The sequence below is a fragment of the Furfurilactobacillus siliginis genome, from assembly GCF_001437435.1.
In the GTDB taxonomy this organism is placed as follows: domain Bacteria; phylum Bacillota; class Bacilli; order Lactobacillales; family Lactobacillaceae; genus Furfurilactobacillus; species Furfurilactobacillus siliginis.
This window is the reverse complement of the sequence record NZ_JQCB01000008.1, coordinates 2,993-24,551: the sequence shown is the minus strand read 5'-3', so window position 1 is coordinate 24,551 and position 21,559 is coordinate 2,993. Positions and strand designations below refer to the sequence as shown.

23 protein-coding genes are annotated in these 21,559 nt (G+C 44.9%); 19 read left to right on the top strand and 4 right to left on the bottom strand.

Translation table 11 applies throughout. The features are described from left to right. The first annotated feature begins 398 nt into the window (after window positions 1-398). The 12 genes from alaS (at window position 399) to dltD (ending at window position 12,410) form a co-directional block, all read left to right on the top strand. A complete protein-coding gene (alaS, locus tag IV55_RS06680; RefSeq protein ID WP_057810767.1) occupies window positions 399-3,047 on the top strand; it encodes an alanine--tRNA ligase in 2,649 nt (882 codons plus the stop codon). 274 nt (window positions 3,048-3,321) lie between these two features. Further along, window positions 3,322-3,588, top strand: coding sequence for an IreB family regulatory phosphoprotein (locus tag IV55_RS06675; RefSeq protein WP_057810598.1), 267 nt, complete (start codon window positions 3,322-3,324; stop codon window positions 3,586-3,588). Beyond that, window positions 3,585-4,016, top strand: a complete 432-nt coding sequence (gene ruvX, locus IV55_RS06670) for a Holliday junction resolvase RuvX (protein ID WP_057810597.1) — start codon at window positions 3,585-3,587, stop codon at window positions 4,014-4,016. The genes IV55_RS06675 and ruvX overlap by 4 nt, the downstream gene beginning before the upstream one ends. Before the next feature lie 45 nt (window positions 4,017-4,061). Then, window positions 4,062-4,373: a DUF1292 domain-containing protein gene (locus tag IV55_RS06665; protein ID WP_057810595.1), complete on the top strand. Its 312-nt coding sequence runs from the start codon at window positions 4,062-4,064 to the stop codon at window positions 4,371-4,373. Between the two features lie 91 nt (window positions 4,374-4,464). After that, a complete protein-coding gene (locus tag IV55_RS06660; RefSeq protein ID WP_057810593.1) occupies window positions 4,465-4,992 on the top strand; it encodes a CvpA family protein in 528 nt (175 codons plus the stop codon). Window positions 4,993-5,011: 19 nt separating this feature from the next. Beyond that, window positions 5,012-7,381: an endonuclease MutS2 gene (locus IV55_RS06655; protein ID WP_057810591.1), complete on the top strand. Its 2,370-nt coding sequence runs from the start codon at window positions 5,012-5,014 to the stop codon at window positions 7,379-7,381. A gap of 76 nt (window positions 7,382-7,457) precedes the next feature. Beyond that, window positions 7,458-7,775: a thioredoxin gene (gene trxA, locus IV55_RS06650; RefSeq protein ID WP_057810589.1), complete on the top strand. Its 318-nt coding sequence runs from the start codon at window positions 7,458-7,460 to the stop codon at window positions 7,773-7,775. Between the two features lie 174 nt (window positions 7,776-7,949). Beyond that, entirely contained in the window at window positions 7,950-8,096 is a 147-nt protein-coding gene (locus IV55_RS06645) for a teichoic acid D-Ala incorporation-associated protein DltX (RefSeq protein ID WP_057810587.1), read from the top strand. 25 nt (window positions 8,097-8,121) lie between these two features. Beyond that, window positions 8,122-9,651, top strand: coding sequence for a D-alanine--poly(phosphoribitol) ligase subunit DltA (dltA, locus tag IV55_RS06640; RefSeq protein ID WP_057810586.1), 1,530 nt, complete (start codon window positions 8,122-8,124; stop codon window positions 9,649-9,651). Continuing rightward, complete coding sequence (dltB, locus tag IV55_RS06635; RefSeq protein WP_057810584.1) at window positions 9,648-10,856, top strand: D-alanyl-lipoteichoic acid biosynthesis protein DltB; 1,209 nt, start codon at window positions 9,648-9,650, stop codon at window positions 10,854-10,856. Before dltA ends, dltB begins: the two co-directional genes overlap by 4 nt. A gap of 26 nt (window positions 10,857-10,882) precedes the next feature. Further along, window positions 10,883-11,119 (top strand): D-alanine--poly(phosphoribitol) ligase subunit DltC, encoded by a 237-nt coding sequence (gene dltC / locus IV55_RS06630; RefSeq protein WP_057810581.1) that lies wholly within the window; start codon window positions 10,883-10,885, stop codon window positions 11,117-11,119. 1 nt (window position 11,120) lies between these two features. Continuing rightward, window positions 11,121-12,410, top strand: a complete 1,290-nt coding sequence (dltD, locus tag IV55_RS06625; protein ID WP_057810580.1) for a D-alanyl-lipoteichoic acid biosynthesis protein DltD — start codon at window positions 11,121-11,123, stop codon at window positions 12,408-12,410. Between the two features lie 102 nt (window positions 12,411-12,512). On the opposite strand, the gene IV55_RS06620 is transcribed toward dltD, so the two are convergent. From IV55_RS06620 to IV55_RS06610, 3 genes are all read right to left on the bottom strand, one after another. Next, the gene (locus IV55_RS06620; RefSeq protein ID WP_057810579.1) at window positions 12,513-13,328 is read right to left on the bottom strand and encodes an SDR family NAD(P)-dependent oxidoreductase; all 816 of its coding nucleotides are present in this window, start codon (window positions 13,326-13,328) and stop codon (window positions 12,513-12,515) included. Window positions 13,329-13,442: 114 nt separating this feature from the next. Further along, window positions 13,443-13,991: a TetR/AcrR family transcriptional regulator gene (locus IV55_RS06615; protein WP_057810578.1), complete on the bottom strand. Its 549-nt coding sequence runs from the start codon at window positions 13,989-13,991 to the stop codon at window positions 13,443-13,445. A gap of 86 nt (window positions 13,992-14,077) precedes the next feature. After that, a complete protein-coding gene (locus IV55_RS06610) occupies window positions 14,078-14,563 on the bottom strand; it encodes a DUF2507 domain-containing protein (protein WP_057810577.1) in 486 nt (161 codons plus the stop codon). Window positions 14,564-14,753: 190 nt separating this feature from the next. Between IV55_RS06610 and racE the strand changes: the two genes are divergently transcribed. The 6 genes from racE to IV55_RS06580 all read left to right on the top strand — a co-directional run bounded on the left by racE (window position 14,754) and on the right by IV55_RS06580 (window position 18,717). Then, window positions 14,754-15,578 (top strand): glutamate racemase, encoded by an 825-nt coding sequence (gene racE, locus IV55_RS06605; protein WP_057810576.1) that lies wholly within the window; start codon window positions 14,754-14,756, stop codon window positions 15,576-15,578. 55 nt (window positions 15,579-15,633) lie between these two features. Then, window positions 15,634-16,236, top strand: a complete 603-nt coding sequence (locus tag IV55_RS06600; RefSeq protein WP_057810575.1) for an XTP/dITP diphosphatase — start codon at window positions 15,634-15,636, stop codon at window positions 16,234-16,236. Then, the gene (locus IV55_RS06595; RefSeq protein ID WP_057810573.1) at window positions 16,236-16,763 is read left to right on the top strand and encodes a metallophosphoesterase; all 528 of its coding nucleotides are present in this window, start codon (window positions 16,236-16,238) and stop codon (window positions 16,761-16,763) included. Before IV55_RS06600 ends, IV55_RS06595 begins: the two co-directional genes overlap by 1 nt. 4 nt (window positions 16,764-16,767) lie before the next feature. Continuing rightward, the gene (locus tag IV55_RS06590; protein WP_057810572.1) at window positions 16,768-17,631 is read left to right on the top strand and encodes an aldo/keto reductase; all 864 of its coding nucleotides are present in this window, start codon (window positions 16,768-16,770) and stop codon (window positions 17,629-17,631) included. A gap of 91 nt (window positions 17,632-17,722) precedes the next feature. Continuing rightward, complete coding sequence (locus IV55_RS06585; protein ID WP_057810569.1) at window positions 17,723-18,148, top strand: DUF948 domain-containing protein; 426 nt, start codon at window positions 17,723-17,725, stop codon at window positions 18,146-18,148. Between the two features lie 26 nt (window positions 18,149-18,174). Continuing rightward, the gene (locus IV55_RS06580) at window positions 18,175-18,717 is read left to right on the top strand and encodes a YtxH domain-containing protein (RefSeq protein WP_057810567.1); all 543 of its coding nucleotides are present in this window, start codon (window positions 18,175-18,177) and stop codon (window positions 18,715-18,717) included. 57 nt (window positions 18,718-18,774) lie between these two features. On the opposite strand, the gene IV55_RS06575 is transcribed toward IV55_RS06580, so the two are convergent. Further along, the gene (locus IV55_RS06575; protein WP_057810565.1) at window positions 18,775-19,881 is read right to left on the bottom strand and encodes a M24 family metallopeptidase; all 1,107 of its coding nucleotides are present in this window, start codon (window positions 19,879-19,881) and stop codon (window positions 18,775-18,777) included. 217 nt (window positions 19,882-20,098) lie between these two features. Here IV55_RS06575 and ccpA point away from each other — a divergent pair, with 217 nt between their 5' ends. Beyond that, the gene (ccpA, locus tag IV55_RS06570; protein ID WP_057810563.1) at window positions 20,099-21,100 is read left to right on the top strand and encodes a catabolite control protein A; all 1,002 of its coding nucleotides are present in this window, start codon (window positions 20,099-20,101) and stop codon (window positions 21,098-21,100) included. The last annotated feature ends 459 nt before the right edge of the window (window positions 21,101-21,559 follow it).

Genomic DNA, 21,559 nt, shown 5'->3' with positions numbered 1-21,559 from the left:
ATGTGGGTGTTATGGGCTGGTATATGGCGAGGCTAAAGGGCTACTGTTATGTAGCGAAAACGTGCAATGCAGCCCGAATCCTGTGCAGCGTCTGTTCGTTCTCTGTCATAATTGACAACTGATTTTTGAATGCTATACTAAAAAACAGTCAAGGACATACGGTTGTAGCGAAGTTTTTAGCGACATTCTGGTTGGTGGAAAGAATGAGCTTCGCACAAACGCGCTCCCTTGTTTAAAAATTCAACAGACATTTGTTTAATAAAAACACGCGCCTCAGCGTTATGAGTGAGAGGTTAACGATGAACATCGTTGCAAGCAAAGTGGTACCGCGGCTAGTTGCCGTCTTTGCAAGCAGCGGTGTTTTTTTGTTTTCAAAAACAAGTGCTGAAAGGAAAATCATGAAAGAATTAACCAGCGGTCAAGTACGCCAGATGTACCTCGACTTTTTTGAACAACATGGGCATAAGATTATGCCAAGTGCATCATTAGTACCCGTTGAGGATCCAACATTATTGTGGATTAACTCTGGGGTTGCCACGATGAAGAAATACTTTGATGGCTCTGTTGTCCCCGAGAATCCACGGATGACCAGTTCACAAAAGAGTATTCGGACAAACGATATTGAAAATGTTGGGCGGACTGCACGGCACCACACATTATTTGAAATGTTAGGAAATTTCTCAGTGGGGGATTACTTTAAGACTGAAGCCGTTCACTGGGCTTGGGAATTACTGACAGGTGCCGACTGGTTTGCTTTCGATCCTGAGAAGCTATACATCACGGTTTATCCTGAAGATACTGATGCTAAGAAAGAATGGTTGGACGCTGGTGTGGCAGCTGATCACATTGTTGAAGCAGACGACAACTTCTGGGATATTGGTCAAGGCCCTTCAGGCCCTGATTCAGAAATCTTCTATGACCGTGGTCAAGCCATGAACAACGTGCCTGAAGATGATTCTGAAAACTATCCTGGTGGGGAAAACGAACGTTACCTGGAAATCTGGAACATCGTGTTCTCACAATTCAACCACACGCCAGAAGGCACTTATGAACCACTTCCTCACAAGAACATTGATACGGGAATGGGCTTAGAACGTGTTGTATCTGTTTTCCAACATGCAAAAACGAACTTTGAGACAGACTTATTCTTGCCAATTATTCGTATGACAGAACAATTCTCTGCTGGCAAAACGTATAACGAAAACGATGTCGATGACATTTCCTTTAAAATCATCGCTGACCATGTACGGGCCGTTACGTTTGCCATCGGGGATGGTGCATTGCCTTCAAATGAAGGTCGTGGATACGTTATTCGTCGGTTGATTCGGCGTGCAATTTTGAATGGGAAGAAGCTGGGAATTAACGAAGCCTTCCTGTACAAACTGGTACCCGTTGTTGGCGAAATTATGAAGAGTCATTATCCTGAAGTTGTTGAACAATCCGATTACATCGCTGGTGTGATCCACTCTGAAGAAGACCGGTTTAATGTCACTTTGGACACTGGTTTATCACTTCTGAATGACACGATTGCAGCAACGAAGGCGGCCGGCAAAGATGCGTTGGCCGGTGCTGATGCCTTTAAGTTATTCGATACGTACGGCTTCCCAGTTGAGTTGACAACAGAATATGCCAGCGATGAAGGCTTAGCAGTTGACCAAGACGGCTTCAAAGCTGAAATGGAAAAGCAACGTGAACGTGCTCGTAGTGCGCGGTCATCTGCTAAATCAATGGGCGTACAACGTGCTTTATTAACGGACATTAAGTCTGCTAGTACGTATGTTGGTTACACTGATTTGACGGTGACAGGTGCTAAATTATTAGACATCATCGTTAACGAAAAATTGGTTGACGAGGCCAAAGAAGCGGACCACAGCGCGGAAGTTATCTTTGATCAAACGCCATTCTATGCAGAAATGGGTGGTCAAGTGGCTGACACTGGTCGTGTGGTAGATGCCAACGGGAACACGGTGGCAGAAGTGACCGATGTGATCCATGCGCCAAATGGTCAAAACTTGCACACTGTTAAAGTCACTGGCACGTTGAAGAAAAATGCAGCGTACACGCTACAAGTAGATGCTGCACGCCATAGCAAAGTTGAAAAGAATCATACTGCGACGCATTTGCTAGACCAATCATTACGTAATGTCTTAGGCGAACACACTGCGCAAGCTGGTTCATTAGTTGAACCAAACTACTTGCGGTTCGACTTCACTCACTTTGGTCAAGTCACTGCTGACGACCTGAAGAAGGTTGAGCAGATGGTTAACGATCAAATTTTTGCCGAAATTCCGGTCACGACTGTGGAAACAGACATTGAATCTGCTAAGAAGATGGGTGCTATCGCCATGTTCTCCGAAAAATATGGCAAGCTAGTGCGGGTCGTGTCTGTTGGTGATTTCAACACTGAATTCTGTGGTGGAGACCACGTTAAGAACACAAACGAAATTGGTCTATTCAAGATTGTTTCTGAGACCGGTGTTGGTGCTGGTGTACGGCGGATTGAAGCTGTAACAGCGGGGGATGCCTTTAACTTCTTGAACAATGAAGAGCATTTACTGACACAAACTGCTGCGTTAGTGAAAGCACCGCAAGTTAAAGAAGTGCCACACAAGATTGAAGCCTTACAGGCTGATGTTAAACGGCTTGAAAATGAGCAACAGGCGCTACAAGCTAAAATTGCTGCGCAACAAGCAGCTGATGCATTCACTAACGTTGAAGAAATCAACGGTATGAAAGTGATTGCTGAAGCTGTGAAGGTTGCTGGTATGGGCAACTTACGGCAGTTAGCTGATGATTGGAAGCAAAGCAATGCGTCCGATGTATTGGTCTTAGCAACGGCAGTCGATGGTAAAGCTAATTTATTGGTTGCCATGGCGCCTGAACAGGTCAAGGCAGGTCGCAAAGCTGGCGACTTAATTAAAGCAATCGCACCAGCCATCAATGGTGGCGGGGGCGGACGTCCTGACATGGCACAAGCTGGTGGGAAGAATCCTGCCGGAATTGACGATGCTTTGAAGCAAGCTAAAGCATGGCTAGCAGAAAAGTAAGCAGCCGGATATGATTTGAAATAATGAAAGGATTTAGCGGTCACTTGTAGATTGCTAAATCCTTTTTTTGAATGAAGCACCAAAAAACGCAAATTTTCGCGGATCAAACGTCGCTTATTTGACATTCTGGTTACAACGTCTTTGATAATTGTTATTTGGCGGCGGATTCAGTAAAATAGTCATTAATTAGAGTGTGTCAATTTTTTAATAAAACGTTCATTGACAGAGTCGTGAACGATCACACGTTGGTTGGCTGATCATGGAGGGGATACGTATGAGTGCAACAGATAAAACCATGTTCTTTGACTTTAATAATCAACAGCAAAAAGACGTGCATGACACGTTGACGACGGTTTACGCCGCACTAGAAGAGAAAGGATACAACCCCATCAATCAGATTGTGGGTTACTTGTTATCAGGTGATCCAGCGTACATTCCACGCGCACGCGATGCTCGGAATTTAATTCGGAAGCATGAACGTGACGAGATTATCGAAGAACTTGTACGTGCTTATCTGAATGAGGACCACACAACTAAATGAAATTAATGGGATTAGATGTTGGGTCGCGTACCGTTGGCGTTGCTGTTAGTGATGCTTTTGGTTGGACGGCTCAAGGTGTTGAAATTGTACGCATCAATGAAGACGAAGGCGTGTTTGGCTTAGACCGCATTGGTGAACTAGCGAAGGAACATAGCGTTGGTGGCTTTGTGCTTGGCTTGCCGAAGAACATGAACAATACCATTGGGCCGCGTGCAGAAGCAGCTCAACGCTATGGTGACATGTTGACTGAACGGTTTGGGCTACCCATTGATTTCATTGATGAACGACTTACCACCGTGGAGGCTGATCGGATGCTCGTTGAGCAAGCTGACGTTTCCCGTAAAAAACGTAAGAAGGTCATCGATAAGTTGGCAGCGGCACTGATTTTACAAAACTACCTTGACGCGCATGGTAAGCTGACTAAATAAGTCGTCAACTGACGCACATACTTAAAACTAGAAAGAGGTTTCCACATGGCTGAAACAAAACGCAACAACGAAGAAGACGACGATCAACAAATCACCTTGATCGACGACAACGGCAACGAAACGTTATACAACGTTTTGTTTACGTTCAAATCAGACGATTATGGTAAGTCATACATCTTACTTTACCCAGCAAGTGCTGCGGATGACGAAGAAGTTGACATTCAAGCATATGCTTTTGATCCAGAGGTAGATGGCTCAACAGAAGGCGAGTTATCACCAATCGAAGACGATGCTGAATGGGACATGGTTGAGGAAATGTTAAATACATTCCTTGATGATGACAGTAACTTAGCTTAGTCGAAAGAGTCTGTGAAAACGGGTGATGGTGGGGCGTAGTCCCATTGTCACCCGTTTATGCGCTATGAATAAGATGAGGACGTGAACGTAAGTGATTTTATCGTTAATAATTATCTTTTTACTACTAACGGCATTAGGCCGTGGCTGGCATCGTGGTTTTGTCGTGGAGTTTATGCACACGGTGGGCTATCTGGTGGTATTGATTCTCGTAAAAATAATTACACCTAACGTGGCACCCATGATTGGTCGTTTTTTACCGGCAAACCATCAGACCAGTGCGAATACTGATTTATTGGCTAACCAAGTGAACCACTTTTGGGTATCCGGGATCACATTTTGGGTGCTCATGATTGTGGGCATCATCTTGTTACACTGGTTTACACGCTCGCTTAATTTGTTTACAAAACTACCGGTGGTGCATGGCGTTAACGCATTAGCAGGTGCTGGCATTGCAGGATTAGTCATGTATGTACTGATCTTTTTTGCGCTAGCCGTTGCAGCAGTTTGGCCTGCGCCATGGTTGCATGAACAAGTGTTACACTCACCGGTGAGCCAATGGATTTTACATCAGACCCCATTGTTGTCTGAACAGATTTTTCAATGGTGGTTGACACGATAATAAAGGACTGAAGAAATTGATGAATGAACGTGGGTTAGTAACCCTTGAATTTGATAAAGTTAAGAATCAGTTGACGGGAATGTTGATTTCACCTGGCGGACGGCAGGAACTGGCAGCTTTACAGCCTGCGACGGATGCCGAAACAATCCAATGTCAGATTGATGAAACGAAAGATGGTGCCGATGTTTTGCGGCTAAAGGGTGGTATTCCACTGCCAGAATTAGCAGATGTGACACCACATATGAAGCGGCTAGCCATTGATGCTTCCTTAAACGGAACAGAATTAGCAGCTGTTGGGCGGGTTTTGCAGACAGCTACGGCGACACGAACCTTTTTCAAACAATTAGTAGAAGATGGTGTTGAGCTGCGTCATTTAGATGATGTGGCAGATCAAATCATTACGTTGCCAGACTTAACGAAGAAAATTAGCACAGCTATTGAACCAGACGGTCGCGTTGCAGATGCAGCTAGCGAAGACTTAGCTGAAATTCGGCGGCGCATCAAAGGAACCGAGGATCTGATTCGCTCACGGATGCAAAACTATCTGAAGGGGAATCAAGCTCGGTATTTGAGCGAACCGATTATCACCATGCGTAACGACCGGTATGTTGTACCAGTTAAAACGGAATATCGGAGCCGCTTTGGCGGGGTGGTACATGATGAAAGTCAATCTGGGCAAACTTTGTACGTAGAGCCAAAGGATGTCGTTGATTTAAACAACCGGCTGCGACAAAGCCAGGTACAGGAACGTAACGAAGAGGCGCGAATTTTACAGGAGCTCTCAGCATTACTGGCACCACATCGCGAAGAAATCTTAGCAAACGCAGGGGTCCTCGGGCATTTGGACTTTGTGAATGCAAAGGCCCGGTACGCCAAATTAATTAATGCTACCGAACCGCTGTTGAGCGAAGCTGGCCTGATTAATTTACGGCAGGCAAGACACCCCTTACTGGATCCTAAAACAGCGGTCGCAAACGACATTACGTTGGGCGACGCCTATGATGCAATCATTATTACTGGACCGAACACAGGTGGTAAAACGATTACGTTAAAGACTTTGGGATTGACCCAGCTGATGGCACAGTCTGGTTTATTCATCCCTGCATTCGAAGGTAGTAGCGTCGCGATCTTTGACAATATCTTCGCTGACATCGGTGATGAACAGTCAATTGAGCAGTCGTTAAGTACGTTTAGTTCGCACATGGATAACTTGATCAGCATTTTAGACCAGGCGACGGACAAGAGTTTGGTACTGGTTGATGAACTTGGTGCCGGGACGGATCCTAAGGAAGGGGCAGCTTTAGCCATTGCCATCCTGGACGCGTTTGGCACGTTAGGCGCCGATGTGGTTGCCACAACCCACTATCCAGAATTGAAGGCGTATGGTTACGATCGTGCCCGTACGACTAATGCCAGCATGGAGTTTGATGGTGAAACACTGCAGCCAACCTATCGATTGTTGCTAGGAATTCCAGGACGTTCAAACGCCTTGGAAATTTCGCAGCGGTTAGGATTACGTGCTGATATTATTGCAGCTGCACGGGAGCTGACGAGTCAGGATAGTCAAGATTTGAATGCAATGATTGGTGATTTGGTCACGCGACATAAACAAGCAACCGATGAGGCTGCTGCTTTAGCTGAACAACTGGCTGATGCAGAACGGTTACACGATGACTTAAACAATCAATTTGAGCGCTATCAAGAACAAAAAGCGCATCAATTAGACGTGGCTAAGCAAGAAGCCAATCACATTGTGGCGGAAGCTAAGAAAGAATCTGACAAGATCATTCACCATTTGCGTCAACTGGAAGTTAAGCAAGGCAGTGGTGTCCGCGAAAATGAATTGATTGATGCACAAGGGCGCTTGAATGCCCTACGGCAGAATCCGTCACTGGCGAAAAATAAGGTTTTGGCTCGTGAACGAAAGAAGCATGATTTCCACCCAGGGGATGCCGTTGTTGTGAAGTCTTATGGACAACATGGAACGCTGAATCGACAAACGGGCACGCATGAATGGGAAGTTCAAATGGGAGCCTTGAAGATGCGTGTGGACGATGCTGATTTAGAGAAATCAACGGCACCGACCGAAACGGAAAAACAGCAGCGTGCAAGTAAAGCTGTTGTGCACAGTAATATTGGTGCACGTGCGCAGGCCCAGTTAGATCTGCGGGGTCACCGTTATGATGTTGCCATGGGCGAAGTGGATCGCTTCATCGACTCTGCGTTACTAGCCAACTTGAATGAAGTGACCATCGTGCATGGTAAAGGGACTGGTGCATTGCGGCAAGGGGTCACGGAATACTTGCAATCAAACCCACGTGTGAAGAGTTTTGGTTTCTCACCGGCAAATGCAGGTGGGGACGGCGCAACGGTCGTTAAACTCGGTTAAGCAAATCAATTGCACGACTGACAAAAAAGAGTAGACTATTGTTACGTACTAAAAATTAGTGATTGGAGGCTTAATCATGGCAGTAGATGTAACGACAGATAAGACATTTGAACAAGACACCAATACTGGTGTTTCTGTAACTGATTTTTGGGCAACGTGGTGTGGTCCATGTAAAATGCAATCACCAGTCGTTGAGCAACTTGCTGACGAATTAGGTGACAAAGTGGCCTTTACGAAGATGGATGTGGATGAAAATCCTGACACACCTTCAAAGTTTGGGATCATGGGGATTCCCACATTGATCGTTAAGAAGGACGGCGCCGTGGTTGATACCTTAGTGGGTTACCACTCTAAGGAACAAATCGAACGCACGTTAGCACAATATACAGCTTAGTTGCTGCATGAGAGACTCATCGACGAGACAGTTGATGGGTCTTTTTTTGATTTTCTGGTATCCTTAACAATGTAATATGACCGATGAGCATCAGGTTTAAGACTTTTTTTACCCATTTCAGGTCAAAAAATCACTATACTGGTTATATTGGTATAAAAGTGGAGGCAGTTAAGTATGGCAAAGTTTAGACTGTGGCTATCACAGCCATGGGTCACGTTTATCCTACGCACCGTATTTTATTTTGTTGTTCTACTATTGTTGATGTATTTGTATGGATACTCTGGCATCAACCAAAGTAAGTTTATCTACAACGAATTCTAGGACAACCTGAGAGGAAGAATTAACGATGATCGATAACATGATTACAACAATCGATAGTTGGGCAGTGAAGACGCCTGACGCGGTCGTATACAACTACCTGGGTGAAACATACACCTATGCACAGCTCAAGCATGCATCAGATGCAATTGCGCAAGCATTGGACGATTTGAAGCTGCCAGCTGGCGCACCAGTGATGATCTTTGGTGGACAGCAGTTTGCCATGATGGCAAGTTTTTTGGGTGCTGTTAAAGCAGGACATGCCTACATTCCGGTGGACACACATTCGCCAAATGACCGTTTGACGATGATCAATGAAATTGCGAATCCTGCCGCAGTCATCGCCATTGATGATTTACCATTGACGGTTGGTGAACAGCCGGTGATTGAAGGTAAAGAATTGACTGCATTACTGGAGAATACCACGGCAGATTACAAGCTGACGCATCCGGTTAGTGGGGATGATAATTACTACATCATCTTCACATCAGGGACTACTGGCAAACCAAAAGGGGTGCAGATCAGTCACACTAACTTGCTTAGTTACGTTAACTGGATGCTTAGCGATGACTTTAAACTTGGTGAACAGCCTGTGACATTAGCACAACCACCATATTCGTTTGATTTATCAGTGATGGATTGGGCACCAACCTTGGCCCTCGGTGGCACATTAACGGCATTACCAAAGAAAATTACCGATGACTTCAAACAGTTATTTGAAACATTACCAAAAATGAATTTAAATGTGTTCGTTTCAACGCCGTCCTTTGCGGACATTTGCCTGCTGGAACCAACGTTTGACGAGGCACACTTACCAGACTTGAGCCACTTCTTGTTTTGTGGTGAAGAATTAACAGTTTCAACCGCTAAAAATTTACGGGAACGATTCCCCCATGCACGTATCTTTAACACTTATGGGCCAACTGAAGCTACGGTGGCAGTTACCGGTGTTGAAATTACCGATGCTTTGATTGAAAAGGGACGTTTGCCGATTGGTTATACTAAGGCTGATACCGACATCAAAGTGGTTGATGAAGATGGCAACACGTTACCAGCTGGTCAAAGTGGTGAAATTATCATTAGTGGACCAAGTGTTTCTAAAGGCTACCTAAACAATCCTGAGAAAACAGCCACAGCCTTCTTTACTGAAGACGGCAAAGCCGCCTATCATTCAGGGGACCTAGGGTCATTAGATGCTGACGGTATGCTACATTATCTTGGCCGGATTGATTTCCAAATCAAGTTACATGGTTACCGGATTGAGTTGGAAGAAGTTAACCACTACCTTGATGCGAACCAATGGATCAAACAGGCGGTTGCTGTTCCTAAGTATGATGCGAACCATAAGGTGAATCAGATGTGGGCCTATGTCGTACCAGTTGCCACCGATGAATTTGCAAATGATTTGCAGCGGACAACAGCCATCAAGCAGGAATTAAAAGATGTCATGATGGACTACATGGTGCCTAACCGGTTTGTTTATCAGGAATCATTGCCATTAACGGCAAATGGTAAGGTTGACATCAAATCAATTATTGCTGAGGTGAACCCAGCATGATTAACTTAGAACCATATGGGAATCCGCAGTATTTCATTTATCTGCTGATTGGTCTGATTCCATTGATGATTGGTTTGTACCGTGGGCACCGGTGGCGGTGGTATCAAAGCCTTGTTTCCTTAGTCTTCATCTTCTTAATGTTTGATGGACCTAAGCTGGAACAGGGGATTGCGTTGATTGGCTATGTTCTGTGGGAATGGATCATGGTCGGTGGGTACATGGCCTATCGCAACAGGGCCAATAACCGTTGGGTCTTTTATGCGGCGGTCGTCCTTAGCGCCTTACCGCTAACATTTGTTAAAATCACGCCTGCTGTTGCGGCTGGGCATACATCCATTTTTGGATTTTTAGGCATCAGTTACCTCACGTTTAGAACGGTGGGGATGATCATGGAAATGCGGGATGGCATCATTAAGGAGTTTCATCCGTTATTATTCCTGGAATTTCTATTGTTCATGCCAACCATTTCATCTGGCCCCATTGATCGTTACCGGCGTTGGTTAGCCGATTATGAAACAGTGCCAGATCGAGATAAGTATGTGGGAATGATTGAAAAGGCCGTTCATTACATCTTTTTAGGATTCTTTTATAAGTTTGTGATGGCGTACTTCTTCGGCACGATGCTAGTTCCAAGACTTTCTGCCCTGACGCTGCACTATGGCGGCGATGGTCTTTCTTGGCCACTTGTTGGGTACATGTACAGTTGGTCGATGTATCTCTTCTTTGACTTTGCTGGGTACTCACTGTTTGCCGTGGCAATTTCTTACTTAATGGGAATTGAAACGCCAGTCAACTTTAATAAGCCATTCCTGTCACCTAACTTAAAGGAATTCTGGAACCGTTGGCACATGAGCTTGTCCTTCTGGTTCCGTGACTTCGTGTTCATGCGGTTGGTGTTTGCCATGATGAAGACCAAACTCTTTAAGAGTCGCGTCACCGTCAGCAACATTGCCTACATTTTGAATATGCTGATCATGGGATTCTGGCATGGGGTTACCTGGTATTACATCGCTTACGGCTTGTTACATGGGCTGGGGTTAGTCGTTAACGACTGGTGGCTGCGCTTTAAGAAGAAACACCGCAAATCAATTCCTCATAATAAGTTCACAGAAGCATTTGCCATTTTTATTACGTTTAACTTTGTTTGTCTGAGTTTCTTGTTATTCTCAGGGTTCCTCAATACATTGTGGTTTGTTAAACCATAACTCAACTACTAAAGGAGATTTTTATCATGGATGTTAAAGAAACGGTTATCGAAATTTTGAACGACTTAACGGGTAACGATGTGAACGACGCAATGGACACGAACTTGTTCGATGCAGGTTTATTAGACTCAATGGGTTCTGTTCAATTATTGTTAGAATTACAGAGCCAATTGAATGTGACCGTACCAGTTTCTGAATTTGAACGGACTGAATGGGACACACCAAACAAGATCGTCGCCAAAGTGGAAGGACTTGTTGGATAATATGAGCGCCTCAAAACGACTCTGGCTGATTATTGGGCCAGTAATTGCGGCCTTTGTTATCCTTGTGGCGCTATTACTGTCACCAATTAATTTTGCCAGTAATTCAAAGTCAGTTGAACGTAAAGCGGCGGTTTCTTTAGCACCGCAAGTGTTTAAAGGTCGGCAAATTAAGAAACAAGCGCTGGCTGGTGACTATGTGCCATTCTTTGGTTCCAGTGAATTAGCGCGGATGGATCCAATGCATCCATCTGTGTTAGCAGAGCGATATGATCGTAACTACCGGCCATTTTTACTGGGGTCGCGTGGTACACAGTCGTTGACGCAGTATTACACGATGCAAACGATTAGTACGCAAATGAAACATCGTAAAGCGGTATTTATCATTTCGCCACAGTGGTTTGTGGCACAGGGGACACGCAAAGACGCGTTTTCGTTTTATTATTCACGTCTGCAAACCGTTGACTGGTTACAACAGGTTCAAGATACCAAAATGAACCGGTATGCAGCTAAACGGTTGTTGATGATGCCTTCAGGACATTCAGATCATGCAATTGCTGCGATGTTACGAAAAGTAGCCAAGGGGCAGGCACTATCGAATTACAACCGTCTGGAATTATCAGTACGGGCGTTGATTCTGTCGCATGAGGATCAGCTGTTCTCTGACTATCAGTTGGGACACAACGTGAATAAAGTGGAAAAGGCAGCTAAACAATTGCCTGATTCACAAAGCTATGCCGCGTTAGATAAGACCGCGACAAAGCTTGGGAAAGAACACACCACGAACAATAATTTGGGTATTGATAATGGTTTTTACAATACGCGATTAAAGGGACATGTGGCTGATTTGAAGGGCGAGCAAAAAACATTTGACTACCGTAAGTCACCTGAATACAGTGATTTTCAACTGGTCTTGAGTCAGTTTGCCAAGACGCATACTGATGTGTTGTTCGTCTTACCACCAATCAACGAAAAGTGGGCGAAATACACCGGCTTGGACATGAATATGGTGGATCAGACCAATGCTAAGATTAAGCAACAATTAACGAGCCAAGGCTTTAACAATATTGATGATTTGAGTCATGATGGTGGGCAACCATACTTCATGCAAGACACGATTCATTTAGGCTGGCGCGGCTGGTTGGCAATGGATAAAAAAGTGAAACCTTTCTTAGCAACTAAGAAGGGGTCCACAAACTATCACATCAACAACAATTTCTATTCGAATGATTGGCAACAGTTGGCACCAACGGATCAGAATTTAGCACAGCCAAAGTGGAACGAAAACAAGTAGGCTTGGAAATTAGAGTCGTACATTCAAATAAAGCATCAAAAAAAAACGTCGATTTCTAAACTTACGATGACAGTAAGTTTAGAAATCGACGGTTTTTTTTGATTATTTAACACGGGTGGTGCGGATGACTAAACGAGTGATTAATTTAATGGATAAAAACCGTTCCATTAGCATCATTAGTGTTGCAGGTGTGCCAATTCGGAAGGTCGGTTTGGGTTTACGTAGCGTGCTGATTTTTAGAATCAAGGCAGCAACTTTTTGTGGTGTAATGGCAATGCGATTTAAAAAGGCAGTCGTATTCTTGTCATATGCGGTGGCTGCTGCGGCGTAAACGGTATCCTTGGATCGTTTAACGTATTCAGGTGGGGCAGCTAACATTGGCGTTTTGATGGCTCCGGGTTCGATATTGACGACATTGATGCCGAAAGGGGCTGCTTCAATGCGCAGTGAATTAGTGAGTGTTAGTAAAGCACTTTTTGAGCTAGCATAAGCGCCCATAAAGGGCTGAATGGCATGGGCTGCACTTGAGGTGACATTAATGATTGTTCCTGCGTGTTGCGCACGCATTGTGGGGAGTACCCGCTGAATGAGTTGCAGTGGCCCGAAGACGTTGACCTGATATTCAGTTGTCAGTGCAGCTAAAGGGAGTGTTTCCGTGGGACCGTTGACCGACATACCCGCGATGTTGACTAACAGATCAATGCGTGATGTTTGTGCAGTGATTTGTGTCATTGCCTTTTTAATTTGGTTTGTGTCATTTAGATCTACGTCGATGAGCTGAACGCCTAGGGCAGCTAAGTCAGTGGTGGCGGTGGCCTTACGTGCGAGCCCAAAGACTTGAATTGCATGTTCCTGTAGCAATTTTGCGGTTTCCTTACCGATACCGGAAGAGATGCCAGTGACAATTGCAGTTTGCATACTGTTAACCTCGCTTAACAAAGTGATATGAGTGAATGCCAAAAGTATAGTGGCCATCATTCTGAATTGTTAGAGACAAAACAGTAATTTATGTGCAAAATATGCAAGTCATTGTTACAAGAGCTGCAGGAACCGCTCTGAGAAGAGCGTCTGTAAATCGTTTGGTTCGGCTGACCGGGAACCATCCGCCCAACCGATTAAAACGCCAACGATCATTCCAGCAACGGCATGAGCGGCGTAATCTAAGTTATCTGCGGCTTGTAGTTTAACTAAAAGGGGATCGGTCATGGTTATCTCAGTGGTCGCAGCTAATGTTAACTGCTGGGCAAAAATCTGAACAAGGTCGTAGTAGACGTCATTGCGCTGATTGTGTGCGGTAATGTTTAACATCACGGTCCGATTTTGATCAATCAACTGCAGGAGTGCATCTAAAAAAGTCATTCCCTGTGTCATTAGTGTGATGATTGGTGCGCACGTATCCGTCAAGGTGGCACCTAACAAAGCGTATTTATCAGTAAAATAACGATAAAAGGTCGTGTGGTGAATGGCAGCTGCAGAACAAATGTCAGCAGTGGTAATCGCACTAAACGGTTTGTGTTGCAGGAGCCCGTACATTGTTTGGATGATTAAGTTACGTGTGTGTAGTTGCTTTTTGGTTGGCATGAATAAGTCCTCTTTAAGTAAGTAACCCGCAGTGATCATCGCTTTGCGTGCGGCAATCAACTGCGGGTTATCTATGTGGATGACATCTAATCTTGTGGTCTAACCGTCAGCGTTGGTACCGAAGCGGCAACGTCACCGACAATATCCTTTGGATCTGTTTGAATAATGAATGAGACACCATCCTTGTGGATTTCATCAACGGTTCCTTCAGTCGCGGCGCCGGTGATAATTTCAATCTCCTGTGCGAGAAAGCCGGCTTCAAAATCGTAATTTGCATCTGGATAAGCAGCTAGACGATCTAAGACAGCCGTGCCGGTCAGTTCGAAAAATTGTTGATGGCGCGTTTGTTTTGTTTGATGTAAGTCACCGAAATTGAGTTGCTTGAATAACGGGACGATGCTCGTTTCATTGGCTAAGGGATTATTGCGAGCCACTTGGCGGCCAATCCAGTACAAAATGGCAACTTGGTCGCTACCTAAGATAACCGGCAGGACTTCATCGCGCATGAAACTTGCCCCTAAGGCAGTGACATCGGTTTGTTTTAATAACTTTGCGTACGTTGCTTGATCCATTTTGTACTCCTCGAATTAATAGGCTGATTTAATTATAGCGTTGCGTGAAGAAAGTTGCATTAATCACCGGTGAGTTTATTAATTATTCATAATTCACTTACCTTGAAAAAAATGGGCCAGTAGGTCATGCTTAAGGTTCAATAAATAACAGAAGTGCATGAAGTTGGTGCATAAAAGGAGTAGGTGGCAAATGGTAGAAATTGATCGCACACGGTTACAAGCTGATTTACCGATTGGTTTTATGGATTCTGGCGTTGGTGGGCTGACAGTCGTTAAGCAAGCCCTACGGCAGTTGCCTAATGAAACAGTTCGCTTTATCGGCGATCAAGCACGTTTGCCATATGGTCCACGACCAGCAGAGCAGGTGAAACAATTCACCTGGCAGATGACCCATTTCTTGGAACAACAAAACGTTAAGATGATCGTCATCGCGTGCAATACAGCTACGGCTGCTGCATTACCAGATTTGCAAGCTAAGCTAACGATTCCGGTGATTGGTGTGATTAAGCCTGGTGCTAAGGCGGCCATTCGCGCCAGTCGGAATGGTCATGTCGGTGTGATTGCAACCGAAGGGACTGTGCGTAGTGATGCATATGCCGACGCGATTCATGTCCAAAATGCGGCGGTGCAGGTAACGAGTCTGGCTTGTCCAAAATTCGTACCACTAGTTGAAAGTAATGAATATGAAGCACCAGTTGCTAAACAAATCGTGGCGCAAGGACTACAACCACTATTAAATAGTGGTATTGATACGTTGGTGATGGGTTGTACACATTATCCATTGTTACGTCCATTGATTCAAAATGTAATGGGTAAGAACGTGACCCTGATTGATTCTGGTGCCGAGACGGTGAATGGAGTGGCTCAGCTGTTAGACTTTTATCATATGGCTGCGACACATAAAGCTGGTCAGGATCGGTTCTTTACGACTGGTTCACCGGTCATGTTTAAAACGATTGCGACCGACTGGTTGGGATTGGCTGATATGGATGTTACCAAAGCAGTGATTGATTGAATTTTTTCTTCAAGATGCGCATTATAAACGTGTAAATAAAAATTGGAGGTACGTCATGGCAGACACAATCGTAGTTGCAACAAACAATGCCGGCAAGGCAACGGAATACAGAAACCGGTTGGAACCACTTGGGATCAAGGTTTTGACCTTGGCAGATTTCCCAGGCGTAACGATTCCACCTGAGGATGGCACTTCCTTTGCAGAAAACGCCCAAATTAAGGCTGATGCATTGGCAAAGAGTGTTGAATTACCAATTATTGCAGATGACTCCGGCTTACAAGTAGATGCACTAAACGGTGCTCCTGGCATTCATTCTGCGCGTTATGCAGGGAACCATGACGATGCCGCTAACAATGCGAAGTTACTGCAGGCCCTGGCAAATGTTCCAGATGAAGAACGGACTGCTACCTTCCATACCACCATTGTAGCCGTTAAGCCAAATGGCAAACGGCTGGTTGTGAGTGGGGACGTTCGCGGCACGATTCTTCGTGAAGCTAAAGGTGCCGATGGGTTTGGTTATGATCCGTTATTTTACGTTGCTAAATTAGGCAAAACATTCGCCCAGATGAACACAACTGAAAAAAATGAAGTCAGCCATCGTGGACGTGCCCTTGATTCGCTGATCGAACAGTTTCCAATCTGGTGGCGTGAAGACTAATGAAATTATTGGTAGTTAGCGATAGTCATGGCGATCGTGATATTTTGGTCGATTTAAAACAACAGTTTGCAGGGCAAATCGATGCCTGGTTTCACTGCGGCGATTCAGAATTAGCAGCTGATGATCCATTATGGCAAACCTATCATGTGGTTGGCGGTAACATGGACTTCGATACCGGTTTTAAGTCCCAACAGGTAATTGCTGTTGGGCAATATAAAGTATTTCTAGCGCATGGACATCGTTATCAGATTAAACAATCACTGACGGCACTCGCATTAGCAGCACGTGAAGTCCAGGCTGATTTTGCCTTTTTTGGGCATTCTCATGAATTAGGTGTCATTGAAAATGATAGCACCTTATTTTTAAATCCCGGAAGTATTAGCCAACCGCGAGGGCAATATCAGTCACTAGGTGGTACGTTTGCAATTGTGACGATAGCAGATAGTGGGGATGTGACCGTGACTTTTCACACCCGCGATGGGCAAGTCGTTGATGACTTAACACAATCTTTCGAGAAGAAGGCTTAACAAAGTGACAGCAAAGACATTTACATTTGATGAGGATTTAACAGTTAACCGGTTGGGTTATGGCACGATGCAATTACCAGGCGCAGGCGTGTGGGGACCAAGCAAAGATCCCGAGAATGCAGTTGATGTCATGACGGCAGTGCTAAACAGTGACGTTGACTTCATTGATACCGCTGATGCATATGGCCCGTTATTTGCTAACCAATACCTAAAACAAGCACTGCAAGCGTATCAGGGTAGCCATAAAATGATTGCCACGAAGGTTGGTTTTACGCGTCAAGGACCGGATGTATGGACACCACTTGGCAATCCAGCTTACCTACGGCAGCAAATAGAACAGAATTTGTTTTCACTAGGTTTAGATTACATTGACCTGATGCAATTACATCGAATTGATGCTAATTATTCACTGGCTGATCAATTGGGCGTTTTGGCTGATATGCAACGTGAAGGAAAAATTAAGCACGTTGGATTAAGTCAGGTATCAGTTAAAGAAATTGAAGCGGCTCAGGAAATCGTGCCGATTGTTTCTGTTCAAAATCGCTATAACTTGATTGAACGGACGGATGAAGTAGTTTTAAAGTACGCTGAGCAACATCATTTAGCCTTCATTCCCTGGTTCCCATTAGCAACAGGGGCGTTGGCAAAACAGAGTGATGGCCCGTTGCAAAAGATTGCTAAGGCACACCATGCGGTTCCGTCACAGATTGCGCTGGCTTGGTTATTGCAGCGCTCCGATGTGATCTTGCCAATTCCTGGGACTGCTAATTTATCTCATTTCTTTAGTAACACGGCTGCTAGCAGCATCACATTGAGTGAAGACGAGTTTAAACAACTAACGGCTTTAGGGTCAACAGACGCTGTTTGACAGGACTGAAAACGGTTTTTTCAGTTTGCTGTTTATGGTATGCTGTGCATAAGTATCAAATGAGCATAACTTTTAAGTTGGAGGCATATTTATGACAGGTGGACAAATTGCAGGATTGATTGCAGCCATTGCATTCTTACTGCTCGTAATCTTTATTGGCATCTTCTTGCTACGGTTGACACAGACGTTTGGTGAAATCAACAAGAGCGTGGGGGTCATCACAAGCGATGTAGACGTTTTATCCAAACAGGTTGAGGATATTATGGGAAACGCCAATGAGTTACTAGGAGACGTTAATCATAAGGTCGCAACAATCGACCCCGTGTTCCAAGCGGCGGCTGACCTTGGTGAAAGTGTGTCCGACTTAAACATGGCAACGCGCAATCTTACGGATCGGGTTACGAATACAAATAAGAAGAATGGTGGCAAATTTAGTTTTGCAACTAAGGCGGCTACGTCTGCTTATCACATGTATAACAACCATTCAGCAAAGAAACAGCAGCAACCAAGTAAGTAATTAAAACAAGGAAGAAGGATGTAATTATGGCAAAGGGCTTTTTTGTAGGATTATTAGTTGGTGGGGCTGCTGCATATGCAGGATACCGGTCTTTAACCAGTGAACAACGTGAAAAGTTACGTGAAGAAGCATCTGTTCGCTATCAAGAACTTCGCGACCGTGCCGTTGATTATGCTTTTTATGCGGCAGATACATTGGATGATTTGAAGGAATCTGTTCAGGACTACTCCGAATCTGCCACTGAAACTGCACGTGACTGGGCTGATTCAATGGGGGACCGTGGTGCAACAATGCGTGATCGGTTCGCTGGCCAACACGACTCATTTGATGATGAGACCGCAGCATTACGTGATGAATTGAACGATTTTGATGACGATGATGACATGGACGATGACGACGATATTGTTATCGATGTTAAGTCAGCCGTTAGTGAAGCAGCCAGTACAGCTACTGACAGCGCTTCTGAAGCGACTTCAACAGCTGCTAGTGCAACTAGTACAGCAGTCAGTGCAGCTAAGGACTTACCTAAGTCAGCAGCCAGTGAAGCAGCTGATTCAGCTAGCAAGTAAATAAGATTCACACGAAAAAGGCTACCCAAATTTGGGTAGCCTTTTTCGTGGTGCTTATTAGCCAACGTAGGTTAAATCCTTGCTGGTATGGGTGAATGGTGCACAGCCATCAGCGGTGATGTGTACACAATCTTCAATCCGGACACCAGCAACATTGGGAATGTAAATACCAGGTTCAATAGAGAAGCACATGCCTTCTTTAAGAACCATGTCGTTACCTTCCATGATACTTGGAAATTCATGTTCAGATTGCCCCATCCCATGGCCCAAACGGTGAATGAAGTATTCGCCATAACCGGCTTTGGTGATGATGTCACGCGCAACCTTATCTAGTTCAGCGGCGGTAATGCCAGGTTTAGCAGCATCCATGGCAGCTAATTGTGCTTCTAAACAAACTTTGTAAATGTCAGCTTGCTTATCTGTTAGGGTGCCCACGGCAACTGTCCGTGAAGCGTCAGAAATGTAGCCTTCATGGATTGTGCCTAAATCAAAGAGAACTAATTCATTCTTAGCAATTTTACGATCACTAGTCGCGCCATGTGGTTCAGCGGCATGGTCGCCGGCCTGGATTAACGTGTCAAAACTCATGTTCATGACGCCACGCTTCATCAAAGCATATTGTAATTCAGCAGCAACACGTTGCTCGGGCACACCGGCAGCGACTGCTTGGAAACCAATTTCAAATGCGTAGTCAGCTTCTGCACCAGCAGCATCAAGCAAGTCGATTTCGTGTTGTGTCTTCACAACGCGTAAAGAAGCGATGTAGTCGGTGGCATCGATGTCGAACATGGCTTCTGGAAATTGACTGTGCATTGCATTGAAGCGTTCGATGGTTAAGTTACCCATTTCGATGGACCACTTAGTCGGATGCGTGCTACGTGCTTTGATTTGTGATGCAATCATTGCGTAAGCATCTTCATGGTCTAGGTAGCCGTAAACCCCATATGGCCAGCCAGTATCTTTGACAGCCTCTACTTCTAAAGCAGGGCAGAAGAGGAATGGTTCTGCATCAGGAAAAACGAACAAAGCTAAAACCCGTTCAATCGGATCGGAACCAAACCCAGTTAAGTATTGGACCGTTTGAAAGTTACTAAAGTAAGCTACGTCGACGTGTTGGTCGGCAACCCAGTTTTGAACCTGGGCAAGTTGTGTATAATCTGCCATGTCATCGCCTCATTATGTAAAATTTCGTCTGGAATTTACATTCACAAACGTGCTTTTAGTATAGCACAGTCGCGGTTTCAGACTTGCACACAAGGAATGGTTGATTTATATTATTAGTAAGCGGTTTCATGATTGCTTTCATTTTCTGGCTTTGTTATATTGGAATAATTGTGAAAACACATGAAAACAAATTAAAATAGCAATGAAAGGGATAACAATGGATAAACAGACTGTAACGATTTATGATGTTGCGCGTGAAGCCGCTGTTTCAATGGCGACGGTCTCACGGGTTGTGAATGGCAACCCCAACGTTAAACCAGCAACCAGACAAAAGGTGCTGGATGTCATTGACCAGCTCGACTACCGTCCAAATGCGGTGGCCCGTGGTTTGGCTTCTAAAAAAACAACAACAATCGGGGTTATCATTCCTGATTTAACGAATTCATATTTTTCTGAATTAGCTCGCGGCATCGACGACGTGGCCATGATGTATAAATACAACATCATCTTGACGTCTTCTGATGAAAACCATGATAAGGAAATGCAGGTGATCGACAACTTGAGCGCTAAGCAAGTCGATGGCATTATCTTCATGGGAAATCAAATTACCGATGAACTACGCACTGCCTTTGATCGGACACATGCCCCAATCGTTTTGGCTGGTTCCGTTGATCCAAAGCATCAGGTGCCAACGGTCAACATTGATTACGTGGCAGCCGTTACGGAAGCAGTTAGCAACCTGATCAATCGCGGCAACAAACGAATTGCCTTTGTGACCGGTTCAATGGATGAAAGTATCAACCGGGATTACCGGTTAAAGGGATACAAGCAAGCATTGAGTGAAGCACGGATTGGCTTTGATGATGGGCTTGTTTTCCAGACAGATTATTCCTATAAAGCAGGATACAAATTAGCAAAGGCGTTACAAGATGTGAAAGCAACCGCTGCTTTTGTCGGTGATGATGAATTGGCTGCTGGTGTCTTGAATGGCCTAACTGACGCGGGTATTCGTGTGCCAGAAGACTTTGAAGTGATTACAAGTAATGACACGCGCTTTACAGAAATGACCCGGCCACGGATGAGCTCAATTACCCAACCACTCTATGATATTGGTGCGGTTTCGATGCGGCTGTTGACGAAGTTGATGAACAACGAGTCAATCAACGAACAAACCGTTGTGTTACCTTATGGGTTGAAGAAGCGAACATCAACTAAGTAACTCCAGCGGGGGCCGTGTCCTCCAGCGCCAGGTCATTAGCAAGTTCGCTTCGCTCACCATCGACCAGATGTGACACCTTACCACTACGGGCTTTGCGAATTCTTCGCAGCCCTTCGTTCACGGTGTTACATCTGGTCTTCGTTGCTAATGACCTGGCGTTGGAGGAGTGCTTTGCCCGCCATGCGGGCAAAGCACAAGTGCAGTGAACGACCAAGTAAACTCGTCGCCGCTGTGACTGCAACGGCCAACGTTCACTCTATGTAATAGTTAACTGCCAACTCAAATAGTCGCCGTTTCAGCTTACATTAACGTAAACTGAAACGGCGACTATTTTTGTGCAACCGTTATTGCCCAGTCGGCGTCTTTTGAGCTATCACGCGAAATCAGCAGCTGCCTTGAATATCAATGGGCATACCTCGTAAAGATTGAGCCTGGGACATAACTAATTATGTCCATAGG